Annotated in this window: 24 protein-coding genes; 3 read left to right on the top strand and 21 right to left on the bottom strand. The window is 62.3% G+C overall.

What is annotated here, in order from left to right; all coding sequences use genetic code 11:
- Nucleotides 1–221: 221 nt before the first annotated feature.
- The 20 genes from ACW9JC_RS16285 to ACW9JC_RS16190 form a co-directional block, all read right to left on the bottom strand.
- Nucleotides 222–1,112: a CsgG/HfaB family protein gene (locus tag ACW9JC_RS16285; protein WP_457456056.1), complete on the bottom strand. Its 891-nt coding sequence runs from the start codon at nucleotides 1,110–1,112 to the stop codon at nucleotides 222–224.
- 30 nt (nucleotides 1,113–1,142) lie between these two features.
- Entirely contained in the window at nucleotides 1,143–1,562 is a 420-nt protein-coding gene (locus ACW9JC_RS16280) for a curli assembly protein CsgF (protein ID WP_338586003.1), read from the bottom strand.
- On the bottom strand, nucleotides 1,559–1,942 hold the full coding sequence (gene csgE / locus ACW9JC_RS16275; protein ID WP_338586002.1) for a curli production assembly/transport protein CsgE: 384 nt from the start codon (nucleotides 1,940–1,942) through the stop codon (nucleotides 1,559–1,561). Before csgE ends, ACW9JC_RS16280 begins: the two co-directional genes overlap by 4 nt.
- On the bottom strand, nucleotides 1,939–2,478 hold the full coding sequence (locus ACW9JC_RS16270) for a type II secretion system protein (RefSeq protein WP_416129365.1): 540 nt from the start codon (nucleotides 2,476–2,478) through the stop codon (nucleotides 1,939–1,941). Before ACW9JC_RS16270 ends, csgE begins: the two co-directional genes overlap by 4 nt.
- A complete protein-coding gene (locus ACW9JC_RS16265) occupies nucleotides 2,453–2,827 on the bottom strand; it encodes a type II secretion system protein (RefSeq protein ID WP_180206144.1) in 375 nt (124 codons plus the stop codon). Before ACW9JC_RS16265 ends, ACW9JC_RS16270 begins: the two co-directional genes overlap by 26 nt.
- Before the next feature lie 4 nt (nucleotides 2,828–2,831).
- The gene (locus ACW9JC_RS16260) at nucleotides 2,832–3,305 is read right to left on the bottom strand and encodes a type II secretion system protein (protein ID WP_457456052.1); all 474 of its coding nucleotides are present in this window, start codon (nucleotides 3,303–3,305) and stop codon (nucleotides 2,832–2,834) included.
- 2 nt (nucleotides 3,306–3,307) lie between these two features.
- Nucleotides 3,308–5,140, bottom strand: a complete 1,833-nt coding sequence (locus ACW9JC_RS16255) for a secretin N-terminal domain-containing protein (protein ID WP_457456050.1) — start codon at nucleotides 5,138–5,140, stop codon at nucleotides 3,308–3,310.
- Nucleotides 5,137–5,646, bottom strand: coding sequence for a hypothetical protein (locus ACW9JC_RS16250; protein WP_457456048.1), 510 nt, complete (start codon nucleotides 5,644–5,646; stop codon nucleotides 5,137–5,139). Before ACW9JC_RS16250 ends, ACW9JC_RS16255 begins: the two co-directional genes overlap by 4 nt.
- Nucleotides 5,646–6,194 (bottom strand): GspMb/PilO family protein, encoded by a 549-nt coding sequence (locus ACW9JC_RS16245; protein WP_457456046.1) that lies wholly within the window; start codon nucleotides 6,192–6,194, stop codon nucleotides 5,646–5,648. Before ACW9JC_RS16245 ends, ACW9JC_RS16250 begins: the two co-directional genes overlap by 1 nt.
- Complete coding sequence (locus ACW9JC_RS16240; protein WP_338585994.1) at nucleotides 6,181–6,726, bottom strand: PilN domain-containing protein; 546 nt, start codon at nucleotides 6,724–6,726, stop codon at nucleotides 6,181–6,183. Before ACW9JC_RS16240 ends, ACW9JC_RS16245 begins: the two co-directional genes overlap by 14 nt.
- A gap of 1 nt (nucleotide 6,727) precedes the next feature.
- Complete coding sequence (locus ACW9JC_RS16235; protein WP_457456043.1) at nucleotides 6,728–7,531, bottom strand: hypothetical protein; 804 nt, start codon at nucleotides 7,529–7,531, stop codon at nucleotides 6,728–6,730.
- Nucleotides 7,512–9,218, bottom strand: coding sequence for a GspE/PulE family protein (locus ACW9JC_RS16230; RefSeq protein ID WP_338585992.1), 1,707 nt, complete (start codon nucleotides 9,216–9,218; stop codon nucleotides 7,512–7,514). The genes ACW9JC_RS16235 and ACW9JC_RS16230 overlap by 20 nt, the downstream gene beginning before the upstream one ends.
- Before the next feature lie 84 nt (nucleotides 9,219–9,302).
- On the bottom strand, nucleotides 9,303–9,836 hold the full coding sequence (locus tag ACW9JC_RS16225) for a response regulator (RefSeq protein ID WP_457456041.1): 534 nt from the start codon (nucleotides 9,834–9,836) through the stop codon (nucleotides 9,303–9,305).
- 222 nt (nucleotides 9,837–10,058) lie between these two features.
- On the bottom strand, nucleotides 10,059–11,012 hold the full coding sequence (locus ACW9JC_RS16220; protein WP_457456039.1) for a peptidylprolyl isomerase: 954 nt from the start codon (nucleotides 11,010–11,012) through the stop codon (nucleotides 10,059–10,061).
- 13 nt (nucleotides 11,013–11,025) lie between these two features.
- Nucleotides 11,026–12,567, bottom strand: a complete 1,542-nt coding sequence (locus ACW9JC_RS16215) for a cytochrome c/ABC transporter substrate-binding protein (protein ID WP_457456037.1) — start codon at nucleotides 12,565–12,567, stop codon at nucleotides 11,026–11,028.
- Nucleotides 12,568–12,576: 9 nt separating this feature from the next.
- The gene (locus ACW9JC_RS16210) at nucleotides 12,577–13,212 is read right to left on the bottom strand and encodes an SCO family protein (protein WP_338585987.1); all 636 of its coding nucleotides are present in this window, start codon (nucleotides 13,210–13,212) and stop codon (nucleotides 12,577–12,579) included.
- Nucleotides 13,209–13,862, bottom strand: coding sequence for an SCO family protein (locus ACW9JC_RS16205; RefSeq protein ID WP_457456034.1), 654 nt, complete (start codon nucleotides 13,860–13,862; stop codon nucleotides 13,209–13,211). The genes ACW9JC_RS16210 and ACW9JC_RS16205 overlap by 4 nt, the downstream gene beginning before the upstream one ends.
- A 12-nt stretch (nucleotides 13,863–13,874) precedes the next feature.
- The gene (locus ACW9JC_RS16200) at nucleotides 13,875–15,827 is read right to left on the bottom strand and encodes a YncE family protein (protein ID WP_457456032.1); all 1,953 of its coding nucleotides are present in this window, start codon (nucleotides 15,825–15,827) and stop codon (nucleotides 13,875–13,877) included.
- A 167-nt stretch (nucleotides 15,828–15,994) separates the two neighbouring features.
- On the bottom strand, nucleotides 15,995–21,835 hold the full coding sequence (gene mnxG, locus ACW9JC_RS16195; RefSeq protein ID WP_457456030.1) for a manganese-oxidizing multicopper oxidase MnxG: 5,841 nt from the start codon (nucleotides 21,833–21,835) through the stop codon (nucleotides 15,995–15,997).
- Between the two features lie 206 nt (nucleotides 21,836–22,041).
- Nucleotides 22,042–22,650, bottom strand: coding sequence for a lytic transglycosylase domain-containing protein (locus ACW9JC_RS16190; protein WP_457456028.1), 609 nt, complete (start codon nucleotides 22,648–22,650; stop codon nucleotides 22,042–22,044).
- Nucleotides 22,651–22,855: 205 nt separating this feature from the next.
- On the opposite strand from ACW9JC_RS16190, the gene gspG reads away from it, so the two are divergent.
- The 3 genes from gspG to ACW9JC_RS16175 all read left to right on the top strand — a co-directional run bounded on the left by gspG (nucleotide 22,856) and on the right by ACW9JC_RS16175 (nucleotide 25,269).
- Nucleotides 22,856–23,290 (top strand): type II secretion system major pseudopilin GspG, encoded by a 435-nt coding sequence (gspG, locus tag ACW9JC_RS16185; protein WP_416129351.1) that lies wholly within the window; start codon nucleotides 22,856–22,858, stop codon nucleotides 23,288–23,290.
- Between the two features lie 11 nt (nucleotides 23,291–23,301).
- Nucleotides 23,302–24,489 (top strand): type II secretion system F family protein, encoded by a 1,188-nt coding sequence (locus tag ACW9JC_RS16180; protein ID WP_457456026.1) that lies wholly within the window; start codon nucleotides 23,302–23,304, stop codon nucleotides 24,487–24,489.
- A 150-nt stretch (nucleotides 24,490–24,639) separates the two neighbouring features.
- On the top strand, nucleotides 24,640–25,269 hold the full coding sequence (locus tag ACW9JC_RS16175; protein ID WP_457456024.1) for a hypothetical protein: 630 nt from the start codon (nucleotides 24,640–24,642) through the stop codon (nucleotides 25,267–25,269).
- Nucleotides 25,270–25,397: 128 nt separating this feature from the next.
- On the opposite strand, the gene ACW9JC_RS16170 is transcribed toward ACW9JC_RS16175, so the two are convergent.
- Nucleotides 25,398–26,294, bottom strand: coding sequence for a LysR family transcriptional regulator (locus ACW9JC_RS16170; protein ID WP_338585978.1), 897 nt, complete (start codon nucleotides 26,292–26,294; stop codon nucleotides 25,398–25,400).
- Between the last annotated feature and the right edge of the window lie 114 nt (nucleotides 26,295–26,408).

The following is a 26,408-nucleotide window of genomic DNA, read 5'->3' as shown; positions in this document are numbered from 1 at the left end:
AACCATAAGCAGCCGTTACCGCAGAAATGGATATGTACTCAGTCAAAAATCCCGGGTACCTGACACATAGCCATCGCTGGCAAGCCAGCTCCCACAGGGTCAAAGTACATTCGAAAAATACTGGTCGCCTGACACATAGCCATCGCGGGCAAGCCTTGCTCCTACAGAAGCGGAACCGGGTCTATCCGCAAGAACCAGGTCGGCCCGAAGGCCGCCTCGGTTCACTCATCCGAACTAGAACCCGAACCCGACTCCGACCCCTCAGGCACCACTTTGGCCTGGGTCAGATACCGATCCAGTGTCTCGTTCTGCGTAGACACCGAGTTATCCCCCGCCACCTGCCACAGATGCCGCTCGATCCCCTGCGCCAGCAAATGCCCCACCGCCGATTCGATCGCCGACAACACGCACAACTGCGCCGGTTCGTTGGTGGTGTAGCCGACCTCGGCTTCGAGCAATTTCTTGAACTCGATGAACTTGAACACCCCGGCACTGCGGCCCACGGAATAAATGGTCTTGCTGGTCATCACGTTGGCGAGTATCTGGCCGCTGCGCACGTCCACCGCCCGCAGGTTCACGGTGACCTGGTCCACGCGATACTCGCGAGAGATATCGATACCCAGGTAGCGTGCCCCTTCCCCGCCGCTTTTCACGTTGGTGTCGTAGGCGATGATCCCGCCTTCGAGCATCATGTTCGCCGCTTGCAGCGGTGGCAGTTCACCCTGGATGTTCATCGGGGTATTGGGCTTTTTCTGCGAGGCGCGGATGATCTTGCGCTCGGTCAGCAGGTTCTGCAGCCCTTCACGTTCCAGCACCACGAACCAGCCACTGGCCTGCATCGCGTCCATCAGCATGCTCGCCGCGCCCTGGGTGACGCTGGTGGAAAACGAGCTGGCGGGCGTCGGTTTGTACTGTCCGGTCTGGTCACGGAAGCCATACACCACCGCCATCAACCGACCCTTGGGTCGCGGCATGTTGATCAAGTCGTAATAGGTCGACGCCCGTGGTGTCAGGGTCGGGGTTTCGGTGTCCTGCTCGGCGCCGATCGGCTCGCGCAGGCTGCAGCCTTGAAGTGCTGCCAACAGCATCCCTAGCAAAATTATCTTTTTCATGTCCGTTGCTCCCCGTCAGCCCAAATCCCCTCAAGGGGCCAGGCCATTAACCTTGATTTCCGACACTTCACCGGTCGCTCGGTCGGTCACTTGGATCGTCAGTTGCCCTGAGTCGTCGAGGACGTTGACGATGAAAGCGTCCGTAGACAGGCTCCCGGTATTGCCGGTGGAGATGTTGTCCAGCAGTTGCCCCAGCAATCGCGATTGCAACTGGCTGCTGAAGCGCTCCAGGGCCGAGGTCCCGGTCAGCGTGGCGCGGTCTTTCAAGTCCGGATCGTCGTAGTCGTTCTGCGCCTGGGCGTTGTTGAGCAGCCAGGTGCCGTTCAACGGGTTGCCGCCAAACGAGGGGTTGATGGGCGTGTAGACCAGCTCCGTGGCCTGGACCAGGCCGAAGCTGCCCAGCCCGAGCAAGCACAAACCGGTGCGCTGCAAGAACGTTTTCGTTTTCATAGTTCGTCCCTCTCAAGGTCCGTGGTGTCCTGCAACAAGGCTTCCAGCTTGCGCTGGACAATCTGCCCGCGTACCCAGTCGGCGGCGTCATAAGCCTCGTCCTTGAGCTCCACGGTGTTCGGCGGCAGGAAACGCCGGTAAACCAAACGTTGTTGAAATTCCACGGTCACCAGGCTGCCCCAGCGAGCCGAAGGTCGTTCGCGTACCACCAGGTTGAAATCCATCGGGCTGGTGGCCCGCAGGCGTTCACTGAACGAGTAGTAAAAGTCGTGGCCGATGTGCGAGATCGTGTCGTCGATGATGAACCCGAGCATTTCGTCTTCTTCGGCGGCCACCGAAGTGCTCAACACCAGGATCAACGCCAGGCAGAAGCGGTTCATGGCTGCACCGCCTGTGGCGATTGCGACGGACCTTTGGCCGGGCCCGATGCGCCATCGAGGAAGGCTTTCTCGGCCACGAACTGCCAGTCCTTGTAGCTGGCCATGCCGTTGAAATCCGACCATTGAGTGGGAAAGTCCGCCTGCTTCAGCGGCTTGTCGGTGGACGGGCTGCTGAGACCGGTGATGCGTCCGTCGAAACCGCGCATCAGGAACCATTCGCCGCCGCCAATCGGGTCCGGGTACAGCTGGCGGAGGTGGTGCTTGGCATTGGGAAAACGCTCATCCTGCAGCAGGTCGGCCAGTTCTTTCGGGTACTGGGCCAAGCCGGGCGAACTGCGGTAGTAGCTGCGCAGCGCCTGGGCGTATTGAGTGCCGACCCACAGCAACTGGCGTTCGCGGTCACGGCGCGAGGCGGTGGACCACAACTCGCCGGCACTGGCCAGGCCCATGCCCATCACCATGATCAGGAACAGCACACCCAGGTAGGTGAAGCCGTCCTCAGATGCAGGCTTACCACTCGGAATAAAGGCTGCCATCACGCGCCCTCCCTGTGGCACCGCTCTTGATATCGGCAACGCCGCCGGCCACGCCTTCAGGCGGTGCAACCATGACCCAGGCGTCCTTGCGTTCGGCGATCGGGTCCATCGGCGGGTTGCGCAGGTAACGCTGCTCGACCAGTTGTTCGATGGAGTCGGGATAACGCCCGGTGTCGCCGTAGTAGTGATCCAGTGCTTCGCGCATCGCCGACAGGCTCTGGCGCAGGGTGGTCTCTTTCGAGGCCTCCAGGCTGTTGAAATAGCGCGGCAAGGCGATGGTCATCAGCGTCGCGATGATTGCCATGACCACCATCAATTCCAGTAGGGTAAAACCCTTTTCCCGACGCATATGCTCACCACTCCCGGTAGGCGATGCCGTTGAGGCCTTTGCCGCGGGCCTTGGAGTAGACGTCAAAGACGTCCTGCCCATCCCGCGGGTTTTCAGCGGTGCTGTCGTAGGAGCGCAAGCCCCAGCCGCCTTCGTCGTCACGCTTGACCGCCGCCAGCGGGTCGTGAGGCACGCGCCGCAGGAAATAAAACTTGGCGCCCTTGGCACTGCGCACATCACGCACGCCTTCCACCAGCACTTGCAGGTTCGGCGGGTAGCCGCTGCTGTTCAGCGACTTCTCGATGTAGCCGGCATCGAATGCCCGTTTGTAGGCGTCGATGGCATCGCGGATCTGGTACAGCGAAGTACGCAGTTCCTGCTCTTTGCCCCGGCGCACCACGGTCTCGGTCAGCGGCGCAGCCATGCCGGCCAGCAGGCCGATCAGGGACAGCGTCACCACGACTTCGATCAAGGTAAAACCGCGTTGCGAGGCGTTCATGATCAAGGCTTCCCGACGGTAACGGTGGTAGCGATCGGTGCGCTCATGCCATTGGCCCGAACCTCTTCGACGTCGACCTTCGAGCGGTCCGGCGCCTGGATGTGCATGCTGGTCTCGGTGCCGGTAGGGAATTCCATGTCCGACGGGCTCTGGTACGGCAGGTTGCGCACGATCCGCGGCGTGATCGACAACACCAGCTCGGATTTGCTGACGTCGTCCTTGTTGCTGCCGAACAACCGTCCCAGGCCGGGAATGTCACCCAGGCCAGGAATCTTGTTGCCGGTGCTGCCATGGTCGTTGCGCATCAGGCCGGCAAGGATCTGGGTTTCGCCGTCGTGCAGGCGCAAGGTGGTTTGCGCGTTGCGGGTATCGACCTGGACCGGAATCGTGCCCTGGCGGGTCGGTTCCAGCGGCGTGGCGTTACTGACTTCCAGCGCCACTTTGATCGCCACTTCGTTGTTCAGGTGCACGGTTGGCTGCACTTCCAGTTTCAAACCGACATCGAGGTAAGTCACGCTTTCGGTGATCACCGGTCCCTGGGTCGACGGCACCGAAGTGGCGCTGATGATCGGCACGCGCTGACCGATGTGGATACGCGCCTGCTCGCGGTTGCTGACGCGAATCACCGGGCTGGCCAGGGTGTTGATGTCTTTGTCCTGCGCGTTGATCTTGGCCTGTGGCGACGGCGAAATGGTGATCCGGCTGGAGTTGATGCCTTTGAGCTGATCGAGAATGGTCACCGCCGAACCATCGCTGTTGACCACGCCGAAGGTGTTCGGCCATTGCAGGCCCAGGTCGAGGATCCGCTGGGTAGCGACTTCCATCACTTCCACTTCCAGCACCACTTCAGGGTTGGACTGGTCTTGCGATTGCAGGAGTTTCTCGGCCATGCGCACAGCGTCGCCGGTGTCGCGCATGGTCAGGGTGTTGAGGCGTTCATCGACGAACACGTCGCGGGTCTTGAGCATGGTCTTGATCATGTTCAGCGCGGTGTTGGCATCGATGCTGGTCAGGTAGAAGGTGCGCATCACCAGCTCTTGATAATCCTTGAGCTTCTGCGGCGAATCCGGGTAGATCAGCAAGGTGTTTTCGTTCACCACTTTCTGGTGCAACTGGTTCTGTTGCAGCAGCAGCTCCACGGCGTCTTCGATGCGCACGTCACGCACGAAGATCGTGGCTTTCATGTCCGGGCGCAGGTCCTTGTCGAAGATGAAGTTCAAACCGGCAACCTGGGAAAGCACTTCGAAAATGGTTTTCAGGTTGGCGTCGCGAAATTCCAGGGTCACCGGTTTGTCGAGGCGGGTGCGCAGTTGCGGATAAGGAATCACGTTGCGGCTCTGCACCAGGCGAATGTTGCCTTGCAGTTCCAGCGCGCCTTCGTTGTTCGGGTCCAGTTCGAGGATCTGCCGCACTTGGCGTTCGGACCCGTAGATGTCGCCCCGGCGCAGGTCGCCACGGGCCAGTTCGAGTTTTTCATCGAGGCTGCGCATGTGTTCCAGTTGACGCATGGCGTCCTGGGCGCGGCGGTTGTTCGGCTCGATGGTCAGCACCCGTCCGTAACCCATGCGCGCCGAAGCGAAATCGCGCTGGGCGCGGTCCATCTCGGCCTGGGTCAGCAGCGCGGTGATAGCGCGGGCACGGGCGGTGTTGAGGGCAATGTGCAGCTCGGTGTCGCGAGGGTTTTCGCGCAACCCTTCCTCGATCCGGGCCAGGCCGGCTTCATACTGACCTTGTTCGATCAGGTCAGAGGCTTCTTCCTTGGCGACCTGCGCCGAGCTGCATGCGGCCAGCCCTGCACAAAGGCACAGGCTCATCAGCAAACGGGACTTGTTCATTGCGCGCTCCCCACAGACAAAGTCTGGGACAAATGCAGAGGCAAATAGACCAGGCTCAGTTCCAGATCGGAAATCCCCTCGATCTTCCATGTTTCGTCGATCACATCCCCTTTGCGCACGACGTAGATCTTTTCGCCGCTCTGCAAGAACACTTGCAGATCGGTGCGGTCATCCATGCGGCCAATGAACTGGAAAGGCATCGGCGGTGCAGTGGGGGCCTGCACGACTGGAGCAACGTTGACGGGTTGTTCGGTGACGCTGGCAAGCGTTGGCGCAGCCTTCCAGCTGCGGGCGGCGAACAGGTCGCCGGCCGGGCTCAGGTCCTTGATCGGCGCTGACGCTGCGGCGGCTTTGGCGGCCGACGACGTCTTGCCTTTGGCAGGCGTGGCGACGGCGGCGACGTCCACGTCACTGTCATCGGCCTGCTTGAAGTAATCGGGCAACCAGGTCAGCGCCGCCGCTACACCGAAGAACGCCACCCAACCCACTACGCGTTTGCTGTTCATCATGACCTCGACAGGTAAAGGGTCATGCGGATCCGGCCGGTGAGGTCGGTGTCGGCGATCTTTTTGCGCTGGAACTCCACGTCCTCCACCACCACCGCCGGCAACTGGCCGAGCAAGGCGTGCAGGAAGCGCCGCAGTTGCGGATAGCTGCCACGCACCGGCAGCAGAATCTGATAACGGGCCAGGTGCGTTTTCGGATCGATGCCCAGCGAGTACTCGCCTCGCGCCAGGGTGATGCGCTCCTGAGCGGCCAGCGCGTAGATCTTGTCGATGGCCACGGTGGCTTGCGGCTGGGACGGCAACTTGCTGCGGAAATCATCGAGCTGGCGTTGCGGTACCACTGGCGCGGCCACGGTGCCGTCTTCGACCTTGGCCAGGTACTCGCTGGCTTCGCGGGTCTGCTGGCTCAGGTGCTGCAACGATTGCCAGTCCGGCAGCAAACCGGCCAGGCCGTAAGTCAGTGCCACAACCAGCACCGCCAACCCTGCCAGGCCCGGAAGGCCAAGGCTTTGCAGGTATTCGTGGACGATCAATCTAGGGATTTGCATCGCCAATCTCCCAGGTAGCCGACAAGTTGAATTGCACCGGGTGTTCCGGCACGTTGGCGACGATTTCGTGGCTGAGCAGCGACACATCGGACAGCTCGTCGCTGGCTTCGAGGCGGCGGTGGAAGTCGAGCATGGCGTCCAGGTCCCGCGCCTCGGCACTGATCCGCACCTGGCCTTTGCGGGCATCCGGGGTCAGGGTCAGCAAGGCGATGTTGTCGCGTTGCATGGATTCGAGCGTGGCGAACAGACGTTCCCAAGGGCGGCGCAATTGCTGCGAGACCTTGCGCATCTCGGCCAGGTTCTGTGCCTGCTCGCGGGTTTCCGCAGGCGTCAGGCTGACCTTGCTGCCGGTGTCGCCGGTGAGCACCCGTTGCGCGGTTTGCAGGTGACCTTGCTGTTGTTCGGCCTCCCCGCTGAGGTGTTGCTGAATCACCATGCAGGTCAGCGCCAGCATCACGCCTGCGGCCAGCAGGCTCCAGCCCAGAGGCGTCGAGCGGCGGCGTGGCTGAAAGTCGAGCATCAGGGCGCGCATGTCAGGCCACCGCCCGGGACATGACGTACAGGCAATCGTGTACGGCTGTCCGGTCCTCTTCGAGGGTCCGCAGGTGCACACCGGGAACGTCCGGGTGCGAGTCGATGCGCGCCGGGGCGTGCAGATAAACATTCAGTGGCCGTTCGCTGGTGGACGCCTGCAATTGGCTTTCGCGGCCGATCAGCGCGGTCAGCGCGGCATCGCTGTCGCTGCTGCCAACCGAACGCACCGCCGCCCAGCGACCTTCGCGCGCCACCAGCATCACACTGCGCACCGGCTCGGCGACCACGAAGAGGAAGTCTCCGGCGTCGAAGCTTTTGTCGAAGTGGTTGAAGGCCGCCATCAGGTACGGCTGCACCGAACGCAGGCGCAAGCCACGACCCGTGACCAGGGTCCGCAGGCGTTCCAGCAAGTCTTGCGGCAGCGCCGTGGCGACCCGGTCGTAACCGGCAGGTTCGGCCGAGAGCACCAGGTTCCAGGGTTGGCTTGGCGCACCGTAGAGGTCTTCGAAGCACAGCTGGGCAAACCCGCGCAGTTCTTCGGGGCTGCTGATCTGCTCGCTCCAGGGCACCAGGCAAAAGCGGCTGAAGTGTCCGGAGATGACCACGGTCAATTCCGCACCGGCGCGGGCATGTTCGCCCAGCAGGCGGTCGAGGGTTTCCAGGGCCACGGTCCAGGCCTGAAAGCCTTCGTCGATGTAGCCGACGCTGCCCAGCCACAGGGTTTGACTGCCCTTGCGCTGGCCGAGGCCGACACCACTGGCGCCGAGGACGGCGACAAATTGCTCACGAGATAAAAGTGACACGATTGATCTCCTCGAGAGTGGTCCGGCCTTGTTGCACCAGTTCCAGCGCGGATTCGCGCAGCAGGCGCAAGCCACGTTTGCAGGCGTGGGCCTTGATTTTCGAAATGGGTTGGCGCTCAACGATCATTTGCCGCAGCTCATCATCCAGGTGCAGCAGCTCGGCAATCGCGCTGCGCCCGCGGTAACCGGTGCCACGGCAATGGCCGCAGCCCTTGCCATGCACGAACTGGTAGTGCGCGACGTTTTGCGGATCGAGGCCGGAGGCTTCCAGCTCTTCTTCGTTCGGCGTGTAAGGGGCGCTGCAGCTGACGCAGACCAGGCGAATCAAGCGCTGGGCGAGTACCGCGTTGAGCGCGGAGACCAGGCTGTAGGGGTCGATTTCCATCTGGGTGAAACGGCCGATCACGTCGAACACGTTGTTGGCGTGAATGGTGGTGAACACCAGGTGCCCGGTGAGTGCCGATTGCACGGCGATCTGTGCGGTGTCCGGGTCACGGATTTCACCGACCATGATTTTGTCCGGGTCGTGGCGCAGGATCGAGCGCAGGCCACGGGCGAAGGTCAGGCCTTTCTTTTCGTTGACCGGGATTTGCAGCACGCCCGGCAGTTGGTATTCGACCGGGTCTTCGATGGTGATGATCTTGTCCACGCCGTGGTTGATCTCGGTGATCATCGCGTACAGCGTGGTGGTCTTGCCGCTGCCGGTCGGGCCGGTGACCAGCACCATGCCGTAGGGTTCGGCGGCCAGGCGGCGCAGTTGGCGCAGGGTTTCTTCTTCGAAGCCCAGGGCCTGCAATTGCACACCGCAGACCTTGTCGGCGAGGTCCTGTTTGTCGAGCACCCGCAGCACGGCGTCTTCACCGAAAATGCTCGGCATGATCGACACCCGGAAGTCGATCTGCCGGCCGCTGATGCCGATCTTGAAGCGACCGTCCTGAGGCACGCGTTTCTCGCCGATGTCCAGTTCGGCCATGACCTTGACCCGGGAAATCACCTGTTCGGCGAATTCGTTGCCCTGGATCTTGCTGATGTTGTTGAGCACGCCATCGATGCGGTACTTGATCACCAGACCGCTGCCGGTGGTGCCCAGGTGAATGTCGCTGGCGTGCATTTTCAAGGCGTCGTACAGAGTCGAGTTGACCAGCTTCACGACGACGCTGGAGTCTTCGCTGATGCTGGTCAGGGACAGGCTTTGCAGGGTATCGATTTCGGTGCTGCCGTCAGACTGGGCATTGAGCGACTCCACCGCGTGGAAGCTTTCTTCGTGGCGGGCCAGGTAGGCTTTCAGGTCGTCGGCGTGTACCAGGTACAACGGCGCGCCGTGCAGGCAATCGTCGATCCAGGCCAGGCGGGCCGTGTCGAAGGGGTCGGCGAACACGCCGATGACCGCGTCGTCGTGACGCAGCAGAGTGAATTCGCGCTTGAGGCATTGGGCCAGGGTGACCCGATCGAAAACCGGCGTGGCTTGAAACAGGCTGTCGGTGTCGAGCACCGGATAATGCAGGGTTGCGCCCAGGCACTGGATGAAGGGCATGGGGGCCAGTTCGCAGAGCTCACCAAGGGCTTGCAGAACCCGCTCGCCGGAAGTGGCGGCCAGCGACCGCGCCTGAGCCAATTGCTCACTGGTAAACCGGGTCGGTACACAGTCCAGCGGCACAGCATCGACGACAAGTGATAGACGGTCCATGGCTTGCTCTCCAACGCCCGGGGCTTTGAGCCCTGTCGGCGCGGCGAGCTATTTCGGCGGGGGCCGGAACGTCTTGTCGCGCCACTACTCCCCGGTGAGCAATTGTTCGTCGTCTGGCGCTGTGGAGGCCGTGGTACTTCGTCGGCGATCTGCAAGCACCCAACTACCGTCGTACAACTGCAGCGGGAAATTTTCGGTCCTGCTCTGGCGTCGTTCGACGAAACCTTCGGATGTGCTCGCGCCCGCTTTGGGTTCGCGCTGACCTCCCAGAAGATCCAGCACTGCCCGGGCCAATTCCGCCAACGGAAACGGTTTGAACAGGATGTGGCTGACTCCCAGTTGCCGGGCCCTTTCGCAAACCTCTGCGGTGGGGTGCCCTGTGATCAGCACAAAATGACAATTCCTGTTCTGGCGGACGGCATCGAGCACCTGAAAGCCTTCCATATCGGGCAAGCGGTAATCGAACACCATCACATCGGGTGCGAAATCGTTAGCTTCAACGATTCCTTGCGCACCGTCGTGAGCAATCCGGACGTCCAACTCTTGCGCCTGCAGGTAACCCTGGAGGTTTTCTGCAAGAAGTTGTTCGTCGTCAACAACCAGTACTTTGTTTAACAAGGTGGACTCCTTGAAACCGCAGGTCCGAATACCGAACCTGGCGGAGTGCGCGCCTTACAAGGTCTAACGCACACTTCATGCCAGGCTGAGCGCCGGTAATTTTATGTATTCATGTCCTTGAATTTAAAAGCAATGCCTTTTCGTCCACATACCCCACCCCCCAAAAGCGGGGAAAACCGATCGGATGTGGATTGATGCTTTTCCCCACTTTTGGGGGAATGCTCAATCGTCGTCAATCCGTTCGATCCGATTGCTGGAACGCAGCTGCGCCAGAACCTGTAGACGAGTCTGAACCTGTTTCTGTCGGGCAAGGTAAGCCCGAACCATGTCAAGTCCTTGCTCCTCTGTGACATCGGCTGCCTCCATTCGGTTCTGTAAATAAATCAAATGCCATCCCACCGCCGTGCGCACCGGTTCACTGACCGCGCCGGGCGCCAGGGCAAAGGCTGCCGCGTCGAACTCCGGCAGCATGCGACCCCGTGGAAAATAGCCCAAATCACCGCCCTGGCTGGCCGAAGCGTCCTCGGAACCGCTCCGGGCGACGCTGGCAAAGTCCTCGCCCTGAGCGATACGCGTACGCATTGCCTCCAAGCGTAGTCTCGCCGATGAAACAGTGGAAGCCTCCGCACCCTGAGGCACTTTGATCAGGATATGCCTGACCTGGATCTCCTCGGGCCTCTTCATCTCGGCTCGATGCTCTTCGAAAAACGCCTGCACCTGTTTTTCGTCCGGCTCGGTGACCTTGGTCAGTTCGGCAAACATCTGCTGGGCCGTCAGGTCACGGCGGGTGTATTCGATGTAGGCCGCCTCATCGAAACCGGCGTCTTCCAGGCGTCGGGCGAACACTTGCGCGCCGCCCATCGCCTGACGGGTCTGGTCGACCTGGCTTTGCACCGTGGCATCGCTGATCACCACGCCACGCTTGACCGCTTCCTGCCAGAGCAGCTCCTTGTCGATCAGGGCGTCCAGTGCCGCTTTGCGCAACTGTTTGTACGCGCTGGGGCTGCGGATGCTGGCGACCGCCCGGCCCTGGTCTTCCAGGTACTCGGCGAAATATCGCTCGAGGCGCATCTGCGAAATTTCCTCGCCATTGACCCGCGCCGCCACCTGCCCATTGCTGCAAAACGCCGCGGGCACCCATAACGTCAACAGAATCAGCACAGTGTTGAGTTTCATGTTCGGCCTCCGGTCAGGGCATGGCGGCAATGGGTTTATAAGGGGCAACCAGATAGAAACGCTGGTCGGGCAGGTCCACCGTGACCACATGGGCACCGCTCAGGCCCTGGCGGCGACCCGGTCCGAAGCTGATCAGCGGGGTCAGGCCGGTATCGAAGTCATGCAGGCCTTCCAGCGCGTTGACCAGTTTCTCGCGGCTGGCATCGCGACCGGACTGCTTCATGCCTTCGCTGAGCAGCATCATCGAACTGAACGCGCCGACTTGCAGGACCGCGTGTTCGCCACCGAGTTGCTGGCGTTCGCGCAATTGGGTCAGGGCCAGGCGTCCGGCGATCGTCCAGTCACTGGGCACGAACGGATACGCGAGGAATACCCGTCGGGAAAAACCACTGGGTACTTGCAGCAAATCACCCGCCACCTGATTCGATGCGGCAAACAGGTAAGGCACCTGCCCTGCTGTGTTCAACCGCTCGGCCAGGTGACTGAAGCCGCCGCTGCTGCCCAGGTAAAACACCGAGCGCGAACCCAACGGCAATTCGTCCTGCGCCGATTGATAGATTTGCAGACGGACTTTCTGCCAGGCGTTGTCTTGCAGGTACTTGGCGAGATTCTCTGCTGCCAGCCGCTGGCCGGGCTCGTCGGGGTAGGCGATCAGCGTCGGCCCCTGTAACACTCGCAGGCTCGCGGCTGCATAGTTGGCCAGGGCAATCATCTGCTCGCGCAGCCCCGGCAACGGTTCGAAAATCTGCCGGCTGATCGGGTTCGTGCCTTGCAATGACAAAGGTCCGATCAAAGGCACACCGGCCTGCTCCAGGCGCGGCGCCAACTCCGAGTCGAGCACCGGCACCAGCGGAGCGATCAGGGCGAACACCTGTTCCTGTTCGATCAGTTGGCTCAGTGCCTGCTCAGCACTGGCACGATCCGGACCGGGATCGAGGATGGTCAGGCGCAACTGCCGGCCATGAATCCCGCCCGCCTCATTGATACGCGCGATACAACCCCTGAGCACCGCCGCCACCGTCACGCCCTCCTCGCTCAACGCCCCGGTGCTCGGCAGCAACGTGCCCAGATGCAGGCTGTCAGGGCTCAGGCCCGGATCACGGTCATCGGCCAGGCGCTTGAGGTACGCCGTGAGGTTGCGCTGATCGTTCATCGACAGCACGAACTTCGGCATGGCCGGGTCGAGTCGGTTGTTGCCGGGGTCGCGCCCCTCCTGCACCGCCCTGGCCAAGGTGCCGTCGGTATACGCCGGGTAAGTGCGCCCGTTGATCTGCTGCTGGCCATAGGTGCTGGTCAGCCGCGACCAGGTCAGGTCCGGCGGTCTCACCCCGCCCTCGGGACGCCCGAGCCCATCGGCGCCGTGGCAGTTGGCACACGGCAGGCTGGTGGCTGGCAGCACAGTGCCCGCCGCCCCGATCCGCGCCATGATCGGCTCACCACTGGCCGACACGCCCTCGCGGTACAGGCGTTTGCCGGCGCTTTCGCTGGGGCTCAGCGGCAACGCCTGGGCAGTCAGGCTGAGCGAGAGCAGGCCGAGGATCAGGGCGATTTTCATGGCGCGGACTCAGCGGCCAGCCACAGGCATTGTCAGCAACTGCAAGCGCTGGGCAATGGCGGCGGCCGGGGCATCGGGACGGATTTTGCTCCAGCGTTTGTTGGCCACATCGCCGACGATCAACTGCGTGGAGTGCTGCTCGGGGGACGGAATGATCTGGCCGATGCGGGCCAGGACCACGTCCATTTGCGCTTTGTCGCCGGTAAGAAAAAGCCAGTGGGGCCCATCGACGCCCTGCTTCAAGGTGTAAGCCTTGAGTACCGCAGGAGTATCCCGCTGCGGATCACTGGTAAGGGAGATAAAGGTGATGCCGTCCGCCTTGTCGCCCAGCACTTCACGTACTTCCTTGAGCTTTTGGGTGATCAACGGGCAGGCATCGGTGCAACTGGTGAAAATCACATTGAGCAGCACCACGCGGTTCTGCAACGCGTCGCTGTAGAAACGCAGGGTATTGCCGTTCTGGTCCTGCAACGGCGTGTCGGTGAACCAGGTTTTGGCATCACGCGTTCCGCCCGCCGGTTGCGCCGCCGCGACCGCTGCCGGCGCTGTGGCAGGCGCCGCTTGCTCATGCTGCTCATGGGAAAAGGCCAGGAAACTGATGATGCAGAAGCACATCGTCAGGAAGATCAGGGCGAGCGCTTTCATGGTTGGTGCTCCATGGCGATGGCAGTGTGCTTGGCGTGGGCGTTGCGCTGGCCGCTGAGTTTCTCGACTTCACGGCTGAGCACCATCGGGTCGGTGAAGCCGTAGTAGCGGGTCCAGTGGCGGCTGTTGCCGTCACCCACGAGGATCAGCGGCTGGTGGTTCTTGAAGTCGCCACTGAAGCTGCCAAGGCCCTTGAGCGTTTCGTTGACCGACTGCGGCGAACCGGTGAGCCAGCTCCAGCCCGGGCCGTTCTGGAAGGTGCGGGCGTAGTCGTTCAGGCGCTTGGCGTCGTCGCGTTGCGGGTCGATGCTGATCGACACCAGTTGCACTTCGGTGCCGACTCGCGCGCCCAGCTGTTTCTGCACCTTGCCCATGATCGACGACACCACCGGGCACACCGTGGTGCAACTGGTGTAGATGAAACTCATGACCACGATCTTGTCGCTGACCAGGTCTTTTTCCAGGCGCACGGTCTTGCCGTTCTGGTCCACCAGCGCCACGTCGGCGAACTTGACCTGGGCGCTTTCCGAACTGGCGCTTTTCGCCGGCGTGTGGCCGGCATGCTCATCCGCTGAATGAGCCAGGGCCTGGCCGATACCGACCGCCAACAGACACAGAGTCAGCAGTCCACGGTGTGCAAATCGCTTCATATCGATGTCCTCTCAATGAGTTTCGCCGGGCAGCACCCGAACGCTGGCAAATGTCTGGTCGCCGAAATCCGCACCCAGCGACGCCGCACGCACGTGCAGGTACCAGGCGCCTTTCTGGTCAAGCGTTACCGGCGCTTCATAAACGCCGTTGCCGACGTCCAGTGCCGCGACTGCCTGAGGCCGCGAGGATGGCGCCAGGAAGTAACGCACCTGAACGTCCTTGACCCCACTGCGTTGGGTTTTCTGCTTGCCCTGGACGATGCGAAAACGCACCACGTACGGGCTGCCCAATGCGGCGGTGGACTTGTCGAGCATGAACTCGACTTTCGGCGTACCGACCACTTGCGCGACATTCGGGTTCGTCTCAACCACGGTGCTGAAGCAATGGATGATGTTCGGCTGGTTGAGCAGGAACGCCACGTCGAACCGCCCCGCCGTCGGCAGTTTGATCCGCGCGCTGTACAGCCCCGGCTCGACTTCGCGCAGGCTGCGGTCGATGACCAGCGCTGCCCGCGCCACTTGCCCGCGATTGGGGTAGCCGGACATCGGTGCGTTCATCCCTTCGGCGTAGAAGTAAGTGGTGTTGTCGGTCGGGTTGACCACAAATACCGCGTTGTCGTCCCGCGACACTGCCAGGCTCGATGCCAGAGGCAAATCACCGGCTAGCCGTGGGGCCTTGGTTCCGGCTTCGAAACCCTGGGTAATCGGCTTGCGGCCTTCACCGAGGGACGACAGGTTGATCATCGTCACCTTGGACGAGGCCAGCCCGCGAATGTAGGCATAGGCCTTGGTGAACACCACTTGGTAAGGTTCGGCGGACACGTCCAGTTCATGGATCAGCGCATCGTTGGCCGCATCGATTACCGAGGCCTGGTTCTCCAGGGTGTTGAGCACGATGCCGAAACGCCCATCGGCGCTGAAGCCCATCGGGCCGAGGCCCTGTTTCAGCTTGATCACTCGCCGCACCGACTGGCTCGCCGCGTCGACCACCGTCACGGTGCCGTCCTTGCCATCGGCCACATACGCGGCCCCGGACAGCGGCGAATACACCACCGACAATGGGTGCGAACCGGTCTTGAGCTGTTTGAGCAAGGTCAGGCTGGCGACATCGATGATGCTCACCGTGCCATCGTCGCGGTTGGTGACGAAGGCAAACCGGCTGTCCTTGCTGAAGGCGATTTCGTGATGACCGCCGCCGGTGGCCAGATGCTTGAGGGTTTTCAGGCTGCGGGTATCGATGACGGTGACCCCGGATTGCTCCGCTGTCTTGGCGTTGTTGCCCACCCACAGCAGGCGCTCGTCCGGTTGCAAAGCCACGCGCACCGGGTTGCTGCCGGCCGCGACCGAATCAAGCAACTTGAATTGTTCGGTGTCGATCACCGCGACTTCACCCGCGGTCGGCATCGACACGAACACACGTTTGTTATCGCGCGGGGTGACCCAGTCCATCGGCGCTTGCTTGATGTCGATCCGCGTCATGGTGCTGGTGATGCCGCCCACCGACACCGACGGGTCCACCACCGAAACGCTGGCATCGCGGTTCATCACCAACACGAAATAGCTGTTGAGATCGAGCAACGGCCGCGCGCCGATGCTTGATTTGAGGAACACCCCGACCCGGGCTTTGCAGCTTTGGTCGCGACCCTGGGCCTTGTCGGCGGCGACGGTTTCCGGGTCGACCCAGGCGCCGGGAGCAATACCCGACAGCGGTTGGCCGGAAGTCTTGTCGGTGACGCGAAATTGCACGTCGGCGAACTCACCCTCACGCAGCACGCCGTCCTCGGCCAGCGCCTTCACATCGAGCGCCACGGACACGCCATCGCGCTCAAGGGTCTGGCCGGTCCAGGTGTTGGGCAGTGCCACTTGGTTGAGCAGGGTCGGCGGCGATGTACGCGATACCCCAAGCCAGATCAACGCCCCTGCGACGACGAGCGCACAACTGACGAATGTGATGGTCCTGTTCATGGCAAAACTCCCCTTCAGATCTGTGTCCGCTTTACCGCTCTACTGTGGGAGCGAGCTTGCTCGCGATTGGCATCACCACGGTTTCAGGTGGTGACGCCAAGGACGCCATCGCGAGCAAGCTCGCTCCCACAGGGATGGTGGTGTTATCCACCACCCCATCCCGGCACCTACGGCGCAGGCGCCGGTTCCGGCTCGTTGGTCACCCGCAACAGCCCCCACAACCCGGCGGTATTACCGAAGGACGCGTTGTCGCGGTACAGGTAGTCCCCCGCTATCGCATTGCTGCCCCCGGCGCTCGGGTGCATGAAGCTGAAGTGCGCCGCCGGCAACACGCTTTCCCGGGCGCCGATGTACATCGACATCGGGTTGTAGCCGAACTTCACTGAACCAATCCCCGGCGTGCCCATCGGGTAACCGCCCACATCACTCTTCTCCGACACGAACGGGTTGACCGACCAGACGTGACCGTCGAGCTGGAAGGTCGAACCGCGACTGCCACCGGACGGCATCAGGATGTGCGTACGGAACGGTTGCCCCGGCTTGACGTAGAACACCGGCGTTTGCGGATCGCTGCCCACCAAGGCGTTGCTGTAGGCCATGTGCGCGTTCGGCACGTCGCCGTAGGTGCCAGGGCTGCCGGCGTGACCGAACGGAGCATCCGGGGCCAGACCGAAGCGGAACCACATCGGCTCGATCTTGTAGTTGATGGCCATGCTCGCGTTGTCCTTCGGATCGTTCGGCACACCGTTGCCTTCCGAGGCAATGCCTTCCACCGGCCGGCCATTGGCCCAGCGAGTGTTCAAGGCGCGCTGCCAGACCATCGCAAAATCGCGGTAGACGGTCTGGCCCGGCGCGGTCACTGTGGCCGACGCGCGCTTGGCATCTTCAACCCAGGTCGAACCGATCGGCAGGACACTCATCGCACCGCCAAGGCCTTTTTGCGGTTGCTTGATGACGTCCGCCGGGGTGAAGTTCAACCCGCCGAACTCCACCGCCGTGGCGTTGATGTTGTCGACGTTGCGCCCCAGTTGGGTGATCGGTTTGCCTTCACGTTCCAGGTGCCCGGCGTAGTACTGATAGGTACGAGTCGGGTACGCACCGGTGCTGCCGACGCGCGGTGGCACGGTCTGGATCGGGTTGGCGCCGACGTTGGCACCGTCCGATTTGGTGATGTCATAAGCCAGCAGTTGCGCATGCAGGCCGACATGGCTCGATGGCCGCAACAGGTTGTTGTTGAAGGTGGTCGAGCCCATGCCGTCGTTGCGGTCACGCTTGGCCAGGCCTTGCATGATCGCGGTCTGGGCCAGGTCGGGCATCACGCTCGGCAGACGGTTTTCCAGGGTGATGTTGATGCAGTCACCGGCCGCCGCACGCAGGATCAGCGGTTCGACAGGCACACCGGGTTTCAACTTGCCGGTGATCGGATCGAGATCGCCCTTGCGTACATACAGGATCGCGGTCGGGTCATGCAGCGGCCCGCTTTGCCCGCCGATGGTGAAGATCTCGCCATCCTCAGGATCGGTGATCGTGACCTGCGGAATGCTCACTGGCCGCGAGTTCAGCACCAGGGTGCCGCCCGCCGGTTTCAGCGGCCCGCCGACATGCTGGCCGAGACCCGCCGGATCAGCGATAGACAGGCCCAGCGGATTGCTGAGGATGTCGTTGGCCAGCGCCGCGACCACTTCATAGTTGCGTTGCACGGTTGGCCGGGTGCCGATGCCGTTCGGGTTGGCGCCAATCCGTGGGCAGATGCCGTCGAACGCCACGGTATTGCGCATGCCGGTCGGCTTCGGATTGTTCGGCACCGCAAACAGGTCGCTGCGTTGCGCGGTGTAGTTGCGCATCACGCCCCAGATCCCGTTCCAGTAACCCTCGATGGACGCGTCCATGGTGTAGAGGTAGTCACCGGTGGTCGCCGCCGCGCTGGAGATCATCGACACCGGCGCATTGAAGCCCATCTGCTCGGAGATCCCGACCATCTGCGACGCGCGCCAGCCCGAGTTGGAGCTGTTGCCGAAGCCGGAACCGCTTTGCAGCCATTTCACGCCGTGCAGGGTGACGTTGTGCTCCTCTTCGTGACCGCCGGCATGCACCCGCAGCCGCACGTTGTCACCGGTGTAGGTGCGCAGCATCGGCGTGAACGGATCGCCAGGTTCGGCGCCGCCACGGTTGATGTGCGGCGGGAACAGCGTGGTGCCGCCGGTTGGGCCGGTGGCCGCGGTGATCAGGTTCGGCGCCAGGTTCATCGCCGGGATCGCACGGTCGGTACGGCTTTGCATGGCATACGCCAGGTCGCCGCCCAGGCCATCGGCCTGCATGCCGCGCTTGCCGTCCGGGCCGACCTTGTTCGGGTCGTAAACCCGCAGGGCCAGCGGTTCGTTGCGGTAGTTGACGACGAACATGCCAGGGTCATCCACCGAGATCGCTTGCGGGCATGGGCGGCTTGGGCAGCCCGGTTTCACCCCGCCGCGCAACTCGACAACCGCTTCAAGCAACTCGCTGGTGTTGTCACGCACCGGTGGGTTGATCGCGTAGCGGAAGCTGTCGGCTGTGGCCGGGAACGCTTGCGGGTTCGGCACGCCGTTCGGGCCAGCGCCGACGTACACACCGGCTTCATAGGCGTGCTGGAAGTCGCTGTATTCGAGGAAGAACTCGCGGAAGCTGTCGTTCTTGCCGTCGCCGTCCAGGTCACCGGTGGAGATCACCGCCTGCCACGAGGTCGGCCCGCCGTCCTGCCGCGCGCCGCTGTACAGAGGCTCGCCGGTTTCGGCGTGGAACCAAGTGGAACCGGCCGGTTCAGCCAGTACGGTGGCGTACAGACCAATCTGTTGGTGAGTCGATGGGCCGAGGTGGTCGTGGGTGAAGATGGTGCCCAGGCCACGGTCGACGCCATAGGTGTTCACCACCGGGTCGACGAACCAGCGCTGCATGGCCGTCCGCGCGCCCACCCAATCAGCCCGGCCGTATTGACCGAAGAACGGGTGATTCTTGGCTTTCGGGCAAGCCGGTGTGCCGTCACGCGGGTCGGTGCCTTCGCACTGGTTGAACTCGCGGATGGCGTGGATGCGTTCTTGCACGGCGCCTGGGGAGAGCACGCCGTCTTCGTAGTTCCAGCCGTTGGACGAACCATCGGCGGCCACCAGGTCCCACTTAGGCAAGTGAATGTGCTGGCCGATCACGTCGGTCGGCGTGCGCACCTGATAGTCGTCCATCTCGTAGGTGGCCGGAATCAGGTTGGTTTGCTGGTACTGCACGCAGTCGAAGGTGTTCATGCGCATCACCAGAGGTTCTGGCGGACGCTGCTTGGTGATCACCGGCCAGGCGTCTTCCCACAACGCAAGAATGCGCGCTTGAGGGAAGTGGTAGCCGACCTTGTTGTACACCGCGTCGAACTGGATGTTCGCCGCCTTGTAGACCCGCGGACGGTCCGCGGTGAAGGTCGAGGCACCGATAAACGACATACCGTCGAGGCGCTCGCCACTGATGAACTCACCGGTGCCGGCGCTGCTGATCAGGCGTTTTTGCCGGTCATCCATGCACGGTTCGTAGTACGGCGCACCGGCCACCGGCAAGGCGCCGTTGGTGCGGAAGTTGCGCGCCACGATCTGGTTGCCCGGCAGGACGGCAAAGCTTGGATGGTCTTTTTTCGCGTGGAAGGCCATGGCCGCTTGTTCGACTTCCGTGCCCTCTTCCGGCATGTAGATCGGTTTGGCCCGTTTCACTTCCTTGGAGAAGTCCAGCGACGTGGTGATGGTGTGCGCCTCGCCACCCTCGGATACACCGCCCAGGGCATGACGCGGCAAGCCGCCGTCCCAGCCGCCGGACTGATTAGGGTCGAGGTTGGCCCACAGCGCTTTACCGCTAGCCTTCAGGGCCTGCGCCGTAGCGGCATCGAGCATGTCCAGCGGTGGGGTCGGTGGGCGTTGGCCGACCGAACTTTCCATGCCGCCGATCCAGAATGGATAGCCTGGGTTTTTCAGGGTGCCATCGGCGTTGCGGTTGGCTTCGCTGCGATCGACCAGCGCCAGCGAGCCGATGGCTCCGGTGACACCGCCGTCGTGATGCTCGCCGTCATCGTCGCCTTCTTCATCGTCATCGTCGTTGGCAGCCACCAGGGTTTCGCCGATTTTCGGCACGACCGCGACTTTGCCTGGCATTGGCGGCATGGCTTTGCCTGGCAGTGGAACGACTGCAGGGATTGGCGTACCGGCAACGATTTCGCCATCGGGCAAGGCCCGTGCGTCCGCCGCCGGTTTACCGCTGCGCAAGGCATACGGTTCACTGTGGAAGCCGTCGGCGCCTTGTTGCGACACTTCAAGTTTGGTGCCTTCTTCAAACACGTCGTGCACCCGCCACATGGCCCACATGCCCTGGGCAAAGTGCGGGTAGAAGTGGCAGTGATAAATCGCATCGCCCGCGACCCGGTTACGGTTGCCCGAACCACCGTTGGCGATTTCATAGGTGTAGCCGGCGCCCGGCCCGATGCCTTGGGCATCGACGTAGTCGGAGTTGTCGTCATTGGGGTTGAACAGCCACTGATGGCCGTGCAAGTGGAAGATGTGGTGTTCGTAACCGTTGTGCGTGTTGCGGAATTTGACGAAGTCACCGATGTAGCTGTGAGCGACGTTCGAAGGCTCCGACGGATACAACGCGGTGGTCGCCTTGACCCCGACCTGATCGGCATTCGGTGTCTGGCCGGGGGTGATGCCTTCCAGCCCGGCGTTGGCCGGTACGTCCACCAGCATCGCCACGTCGCCGACGGTGTGGGCACTGAGGAAGAACTCTTCATAGGCGCAGGACAGGCAATCGTGCATCGGCCCCACGCCCAAGCGGTTGGCGAGCACCTCGGCGCCCATGCCACCGGCGCCATAGTTGATCATGAACGAGTCGCGGGTCGGCTCCAGCACATGGGCCATGACCGGGTCTGCGAAATAAGCGGGAAACGCTTGGGTGACTGCGGTTTCATCCTGGAACTGCGCGGAGAAATCGCGGAACGGCTCAAGGCGATTGGGGATGGCCGGGTTGCGTTTGCCCAAGGCTTCAAGTGGATAAGTGGAGCTTGGGAAACTGCCGTCGGCGTTGCTGCCCATGACAATGGCATCAGCTTCGCTGGAAATGATTTCATTGCCGTCGACCATGTTGATGATCGGCTTGCCCGCCTTGCCTTCGCGAATCCACGGCTCGCGCTGCGGGTAGCGTGCCTGGTAATCGACGATCGGCTGACCGGCCGGCGTGCGCCCGGTGCTGGCCAGACGCATTTCTTCTTCGGTGATGGTGTTGCGGTAGTTGCGGCCGCCCTTGGGCATCACCGCCACCTGGCCGAACAGACCGTTGGCATTGTTGCCGGCCGCGCCCTCGCCACCGAACGTTGCGCCACGGCTGCTCACCACGAACGCACCTTCGCGCTCGGCATACAGGGTGTAGGAACGGCTGGCGCCGGGGGCGACCAAAGTGTTGGCGTTGCGCCCGGTATAGGACGCAATGTCATCGATGCTGTTGACCGCTTGCATGCCGTTGACCTGGAAGCCGACGTGACGGTCAGCCACTTGTTCGTCGGCCTTGAACTGGGTCGCACCGTCACCGATTTCGATGCCTTCTTCCTCCTCACCCTCTTCCTCTCCACCGCCATCGCTGTGGGAGCCGGGGTTGGGCTGGTAGGCCAGCAGGTTTTGCAGGTTGACGGTGAGGCAGTCACCGGCAGCCACCCGCAATACCAGCGGACGCGGACGCTTGTCGGGCCGCAGGGACACTTTGCCCGGCACTGCCGCGCCGCCCTGCTCCAGAGAGACCTGACGGTCATCGACCACGTCGCGTCGCAGGGCGAACATCATGCCGTTGACGTTCTGCGCCCCGAGGCGGTTGAACATCAGCGGCTGATCCAGCGCCACGACGTTGGCCACCAGGTTGCGTTCACAGCGCGCAGCTGCTTCGGCAATCTCGATGCCGAGCATCGAAGCGGCCAACAGCAACCAAGGGAGTATTTGTGGAGCGTGGTAAATGCCGGTCATGATCACGGGCCTCACTGTGGGTGCTCACAGGGAATAATTCTCGACAAAACCCTTTGAGCAATCTGCATGCCATAAAAAATTCAGTGGTTTTTCAATGTCTTGCGATTAGCACTTCACACGTCGGGGGAAATTCCCCACTTATTCCCCACTTTTTCCCTGGGGCCACCATGCCCCAATGTTGGGGAAACCCGCCCCAAGGTTTTCGATCAAAGCGGGGCATCCACTGCGAGTCCCTGCAAGCGCCGGTATTGGCGCAAAACGCTGGGTACATAACGCTGGGTTTCGGCGAACGGCGGGATCACGCCGCCACGGCTGAGTACCGCTTGCGGCCCGGCGTTGTAGGCCGCCACGGCGAGGGCGATGTCGTTGTCGAACATCGTCATCAGGCGTTTGAGGTAGCGGGCGCCGCCCTGGATGTTGGCCTTGGGGTCGTAGACGTCTTTCACGCCCATCTCGCGGGCGGTGTCAGGCATCAACTGCATCAACCCGCCGGCGCCCTTGGGCGATACGGCGCTGGCGTTGTAGCTGGACTCGGTCTGGATCACCGCGTGCAACAGCGCGGCCGGCAACTGGTTGTCGTTGGCGGCTTTGGATACCAGCTCGGCATAGGGTCGCGCGGCGATCATTTGCGGCTGCTGGTCGAGGCTGACCACCGTCGCCTCGGCCTCACGAATTACCCGTTCATAGTGGCGACCGGGGCGGTGGACATTGGACAGGACGAAGTTGCCCTTGGCGTCCACGGAAACGAACACATCGGCCTGAACGACGCCGGCCAGCAGCATCAAGCCGAGCATTCCTGTGGTGAGAGTTTTCATAGCTCTGTCTCCCCTGCCCGGCCCCGAAAAATGGGGGTAATGCCCCAATGGCCGGTCGTTTATCAGCCATACGCAAGCACTGTGCCGAAAGCGCGAGAGGCCGTAATACGGGGGTTGCAGGAGGACAGCAGAAGCTTGATGACCATTTGCATGGCAATTGCATAGGCCTTTGTTGCGACCCTTCTGCCGACTGTGTGAGGTCATCATGAAACAGCGACTGCATTTCGCCCCGCGTCCTCAACGCGGGTTCACATTGCTTGAATTGTTGGTGGTGCTGGTGGTGCTGGGGCTGTTGGCCGGTATCGTGGCGCCGAAGTATTTTGCGCAACTGGGCCGGTCCGAAGTGAAAGTGGCCAAGGCGCAAATAGAAGGCCTGGGCAAAGCCCTGGACCTGTATCGCCTGGAAGTCGGGCATTACCCGTCGACCGAACAGGGCTTGCAGGCGCTGGTCACCGCGCCGAGCGACGAAACCCGTTGGACCGGTCCGTACCTGCAGAAAAAGCTGCCGCAAGATCCGTGGGGCCGTAACTACACCTACCGCTATCCCGGCGAAAACGGCGAGTACGACCTGTTGTCGATGGGCAAGGATGGCCAGCCCGGCGGCGAAGGCGAAAACGCCGAAGTCACCAGTTGGCAATGACGGTGGCGACCATGCGGTTTCACCTCAAAGCAGTCGGCAAGGCCGGTGTGGTGTCGATGACCGTCGAAGCACAGGGTCACAGCGAAGCCCAGCGCATCGCCGAAGACCAGGGCCTGCGGGTGGTCAGCCTGCACGCCGAGCGGCACTGGCGAGCGTTGCGCCTCAAGCAGCGCGAAACCTTCAACCTGGTGTTGTTCAGCCAGGAACTAACCACGTTGCTCAACGCCGGCCTGCCGTTGATCGACGCGCTGGAAAGCCTGGCGGAAAAAGAATCGGCGCCACAGGCCCGCAAAACCCTGAGCGAACTGGTGCGCCTGCTGTATGAAGGCAAATCCTTCTCCCAGGCCTTGAGCCAGTTGTCGGCGGTGTTCCCTCCGCTGTACGTGGCGCTGGTGCAGTCCAGCGAGAAAACCGGCGCCGTGGGTGAAGCACTGGGTCGCTACGTCAGCTATCGCCAGCGCATGGACGAAGTTCGGCAGAAGATCGTCAGCGCCTCGATCTACCCGATGCTGTTGCTGGTGGTGGGCGGCGGCGTGGTGTTGTTCCTGATGGGTTATGTGGTGCCGCGCTTCAGCCTGGTGTTCGAAGGGCTGGGGTCGAACCTGCCGTGGCTGTCGCAGATCCTGATGACCAGCGGCATGTTCCTGCACGCCCACCAGGGCGAATTCTTCGGCGCCTTCATGGCCATCATCGTCGCCCTCGCCCTGCTCCAGCGACAGCCGTCGTTCCGCCGTGGCGTGGATCGCCTGATCGAAAAACTCCCGGCGGTGCACCAGCGCATCTTCATGTACGAACTGGCGCGCTTCTACCGTTCGCTGGGGATTCTGCTGCAAGGCGGCATTCCCCTCGTCACCGCCATGGGCATGGTCCGCAACCTGCTGACGCCCGCCTCCCGCGTGCGCCTGGACCAGGCCTGCGAACGGGTGCGCGAAGGGCAATCGTTGTCGACCGCGCTGGAACTCAATCATCTGGTGACGCCGGTGTCCCTGCGTCTGCTCCGCGCCGGCGAACAGTCCGGCAACCTCGGACAGATGATGGAGCGCAGCGCCGACTTCTACGACGAAGAAATCAGCCGCTGGATCGAATGGTTCGTGCGGCTGTTCGAACCGCTGCTCATGACCTTCATCGGCCTGCTGATCGGGGTGATCGTGATCCTGATGTACATCCCGATTTTCGAACTCGCTTCAAGCATCCACTGACCGCTCTGGGACAGACTTGCGCACCCATCGCATGGTTTTTTCAACTTTCGACTGAATAAAGCCGGACGTTGACGTGTTCACCCACTGAATACAGCAGCAAGTTGCAATGTTCATCAACGTTCCAAGCTGAACAAAAAGACGGAGAACGACATGCACATCAACAAGCTTTTACTGGCAGTAGCTATTGGCGCGGTCTTGTCGGCGTCTACCGTATTGATCCCGGACAGCCTGTCCGGTGTGTCGAGTGCACAGGCGAGAGACGGTGGTAGTGGCGGCGGAGGTGGTGGCCACGGCGGTGGCGGTGGCGGTGGCGGTGGCGGTGGCGGTGGTGGCGGCGGCGGCGGCGGCCATGGTGGTGGCGGCAGTGGCGGTGGCGGCGGCAATGGCGGCGGCGGTCACGGTGGCAGTGGTGGCGGCGGTAACGGCGGCGGTGGCAATGGCGGCAGCAGCGGCAGTGGTCACGGCGGCAACAGCGCTGGCAGCGGACATAGCGGCAGCGACCATGCGTCGGGTCACAGCGGCAGTACAGCGTCCAACTCAGGACGCAGCGGCACTCATTCCGAACCGGGTGACGATCATGGTGTACACCGTTCGGGTGATGACAATGGTGTCCATCGTTCGGGCGACGACAATGGCGTTCATCGCTCAGGTGATGACAATGGCGTTCATCGTTCAGGCGAAATCGGCGATGACCACGGTGTTCATCGGGCCGGGGAAATCGGAGATGATCGCGGGCTGCATGCGGCTGGTGAGCCGGGGGATGACAAACGCATCAACTGACTTGCACTAAACCTTGTAGGAGCAAAGCTTGCTCGCGATGACCGAGTGCCAGTCAACATAACTGTTGAATGGACCACCGCAATCGCGAGCAAGCTTTGCTCCTACAGGGGATCGTGTGAATTGCCGATCTACGATTCACCCTCCGCCTGATCCAGCCGCTCGCGCAAAAACCCGATCAACGCCTGCACCGGTCGCGATGACTGGCGATGCTGCGGATACACCGCCGACAGCGTCAGCGGCTCCGGCCGAAACGCGTCCAGCACCGGCACCAGCCTGCCATCTCTTAGCGCCGATCCGACGATGAACGTTGGCAAGTAAGTAATCCCCATCCCGGCAATAGCTGCGTCTCTCAGCAACTCACCATTGTTGACCCGCATCCGCCCGGTGACGTTGACGGCCAGCGGCTTGCCCTGCCCCGTGAATCGCCATTGCACCTGACGACCGTGGCCGTAGGGCAGGCAGTCATGGTTGAGCAAATCTTCAGGTTTGACCGGTGTGCCGCGTTCGGCCAGATACGCCGGGCTCGCGCAATACACGCGTTCGATCGAGGCGATGCGGCGGGCGATGAGGGTCGAGTCTTCCAGCGTGCCGATGCGCAAGGCCAGGTCGTAGCCTTCACCGAGCAGGTCTACCGGGCGATCGCTCAAATCCACTTCCACGGTGACGTCACGGTAGCGCTGCAAAAAAACGGGTAGCAGACAGCCCAGATGGGCTAATGCAAACGACAGCGGCGCGCTGACGCGAATGGTACCGCGCGGTTCGGTGGTCTGGCCGGCAATGCCCTGCTCCACTTGCTCGACTTCGCTGAGCAGGCGCAGAGCGGATTCGTAGTAACTCTGCCCGAGCGGCGTGACGTCCAGGCGTCGGGTCGAACGATTGAGCAAGCGCACGCCGAGGCGTTCCTCAAGCTGCATCAGGCGTCGGCTGACGAATTGCTTGGACAGGCCCAGTTGATCGGCGGCGGCCGTGAAGCTGCCGGAATCCATCACCTGGCAAAAAATACGCATGTCTTCGAACGGGTTCATTGTCACGCCTTGGTTGACGGTCAAATGCGTTATAGCGGTTTTTACCCTTTTCAGCACTCCATCATTCTGGAAAGCAAAAGATCGCAGCCTGCGGCAGCTCCTACTTTGGAATGC

It is taken from the genome of Pseudomonas sp. SDO5591_S426 (assembly GCF_054070755.1).
The sequence above is the reverse complement of the archived record's forward strand: the minus strand, read 5'-3'. Positions and strand labels throughout refer to the sequence as shown.

Coding starts and splice junctions, on each gene's coding strand:
- ACW9JC_RS16285 (WP_457456056.1), bottom strand. CDS start 1,112: ATGAAAAAGATAATTTTGCTAGGGATGCTGTTGGCAGCACTTCAAGGC.
- ACW9JC_RS16280 (WP_338586003.1), bottom strand. CDS start 1,562: ATGAAAACGAAAACGTTCTTGCAGCGCACCGGTTTGTGCTTGCTCGGG.
- csgE (WP_338586002.1), bottom strand. CDS start 1,942: ATGAACCGCTTCTGCCTGGCGTTGATCCTGGTGTTGAGCACTTCGGTG.
- ACW9JC_RS16270 (WP_416129365.1), bottom strand. CDS start 2,478: ATGGCAGCCTTTATTCCGAGTGGTAAGCCTGCATCTGAGGACGGCTTC.
- ACW9JC_RS16265 (WP_180206144.1), bottom strand. CDS start 2,827: ATGCGTCGGGAAAAGGGTTTTACCCTACTGGAATTGATGGTGGTCATG.
- ACW9JC_RS16260 (WP_457456052.1), bottom strand. CDS start 3,305: ATGAACGCCTCGCAACGCGGTTTTACCTTGATCGAAGTCGTGGTGACG.
- ACW9JC_RS16255 (WP_457456050.1), bottom strand. CDS start 5,140: ATGAACAAGTCCCGTTTGCTGATGAGCCTGTGCCTTTGTGCAGGGCTG.
- ACW9JC_RS16250 (WP_457456048.1), bottom strand. CDS start 5,646: ATGAACAGCAAACGCGTAGTGGGTTGGGTGGCGTTCTTCGGTGTAGCG.
- ACW9JC_RS16245 (WP_457456046.1), bottom strand. CDS start 6,194: ATGCAAATCCCTAGATTGATCGTCCACGAATACCTGCAAAGCCTTGGC.
- ACW9JC_RS16240 (WP_338585994.1), bottom strand. CDS start 6,726: ATGCGCGCCCTGATGCTCGACTTTCAGCCACGCCGCCGCTCGACGCCT.
- ACW9JC_RS16230 (WP_338585992.1), bottom strand. CDS start 9,218: ATGGACCGTCTATCACTTGTCGTCGATGCTGTGCCGCTGGACTGTGTA.
- ACW9JC_RS16220 (WP_457456039.1), bottom strand. CDS start 11,012: ATGAAACTCAACACTGTGCTGATTCTGTTGACGTTATGGGTGCCCGCG.
- ACW9JC_RS16215 (WP_457456037.1), bottom strand. CDS start 12,567: ATGAAAATCGCCCTGATCCTCGGCCTGCTCTCGCTCAGCCTGACTGCC.
- ACW9JC_RS16210 (WP_338585987.1), bottom strand. CDS start 13,212: ATGAAAGCGCTCGCCCTGATCTTCCTGACGATGTGCTTCTGCATCATC.
- ACW9JC_RS16205 (WP_457456034.1), bottom strand. CDS start 13,862: ATGAAGCGATTTGCACACCGTGGACTGCTGACTCTGTGTCTGTTGGCG.
- ACW9JC_RS16200 (WP_457456032.1), bottom strand. CDS start 15,827: ATGAACAGGACCATCACATTCGTCAGTTGTGCGCTCGTCGTCGCAGGG.
- mnxG (WP_457456030.1), bottom strand. CDS start 21,835: ATGACCGGCATTTACCACGCTCCACAAATACTCCCTTGGTTGCTGTTG.
- ACW9JC_RS16190 (WP_457456028.1), bottom strand. CDS start 22,650: ATGAAAACTCTCACCACAGGAATGCTCGGCTTGATGCTGCTGGCCGGC.
- gspG (WP_416129351.1), top strand. CDS start 22,856: ATGAAACAGCGACTGCATTTCGCCCCGCGTCCTCAACGCGGGTTCACA.
- ACW9JC_RS16180 (WP_457456026.1), top strand. CDS start 23,302: ATGCGGTTTCACCTCAAAGCAGTCGGCAAGGCCGGTGTGGTGTCGATG.
- ACW9JC_RS16175 (WP_457456024.1), top strand. CDS start 24,640: ATGCACATCAACAAGCTTTTACTGGCAGTAGCTATTGGCGCGGTCTTG.
- ACW9JC_RS16170 (WP_338585978.1), bottom strand. CDS start 26,294: ATGAACCCGTTCGAAGACATGCGTATTTTTTGCCAGGTGATGGATTCC.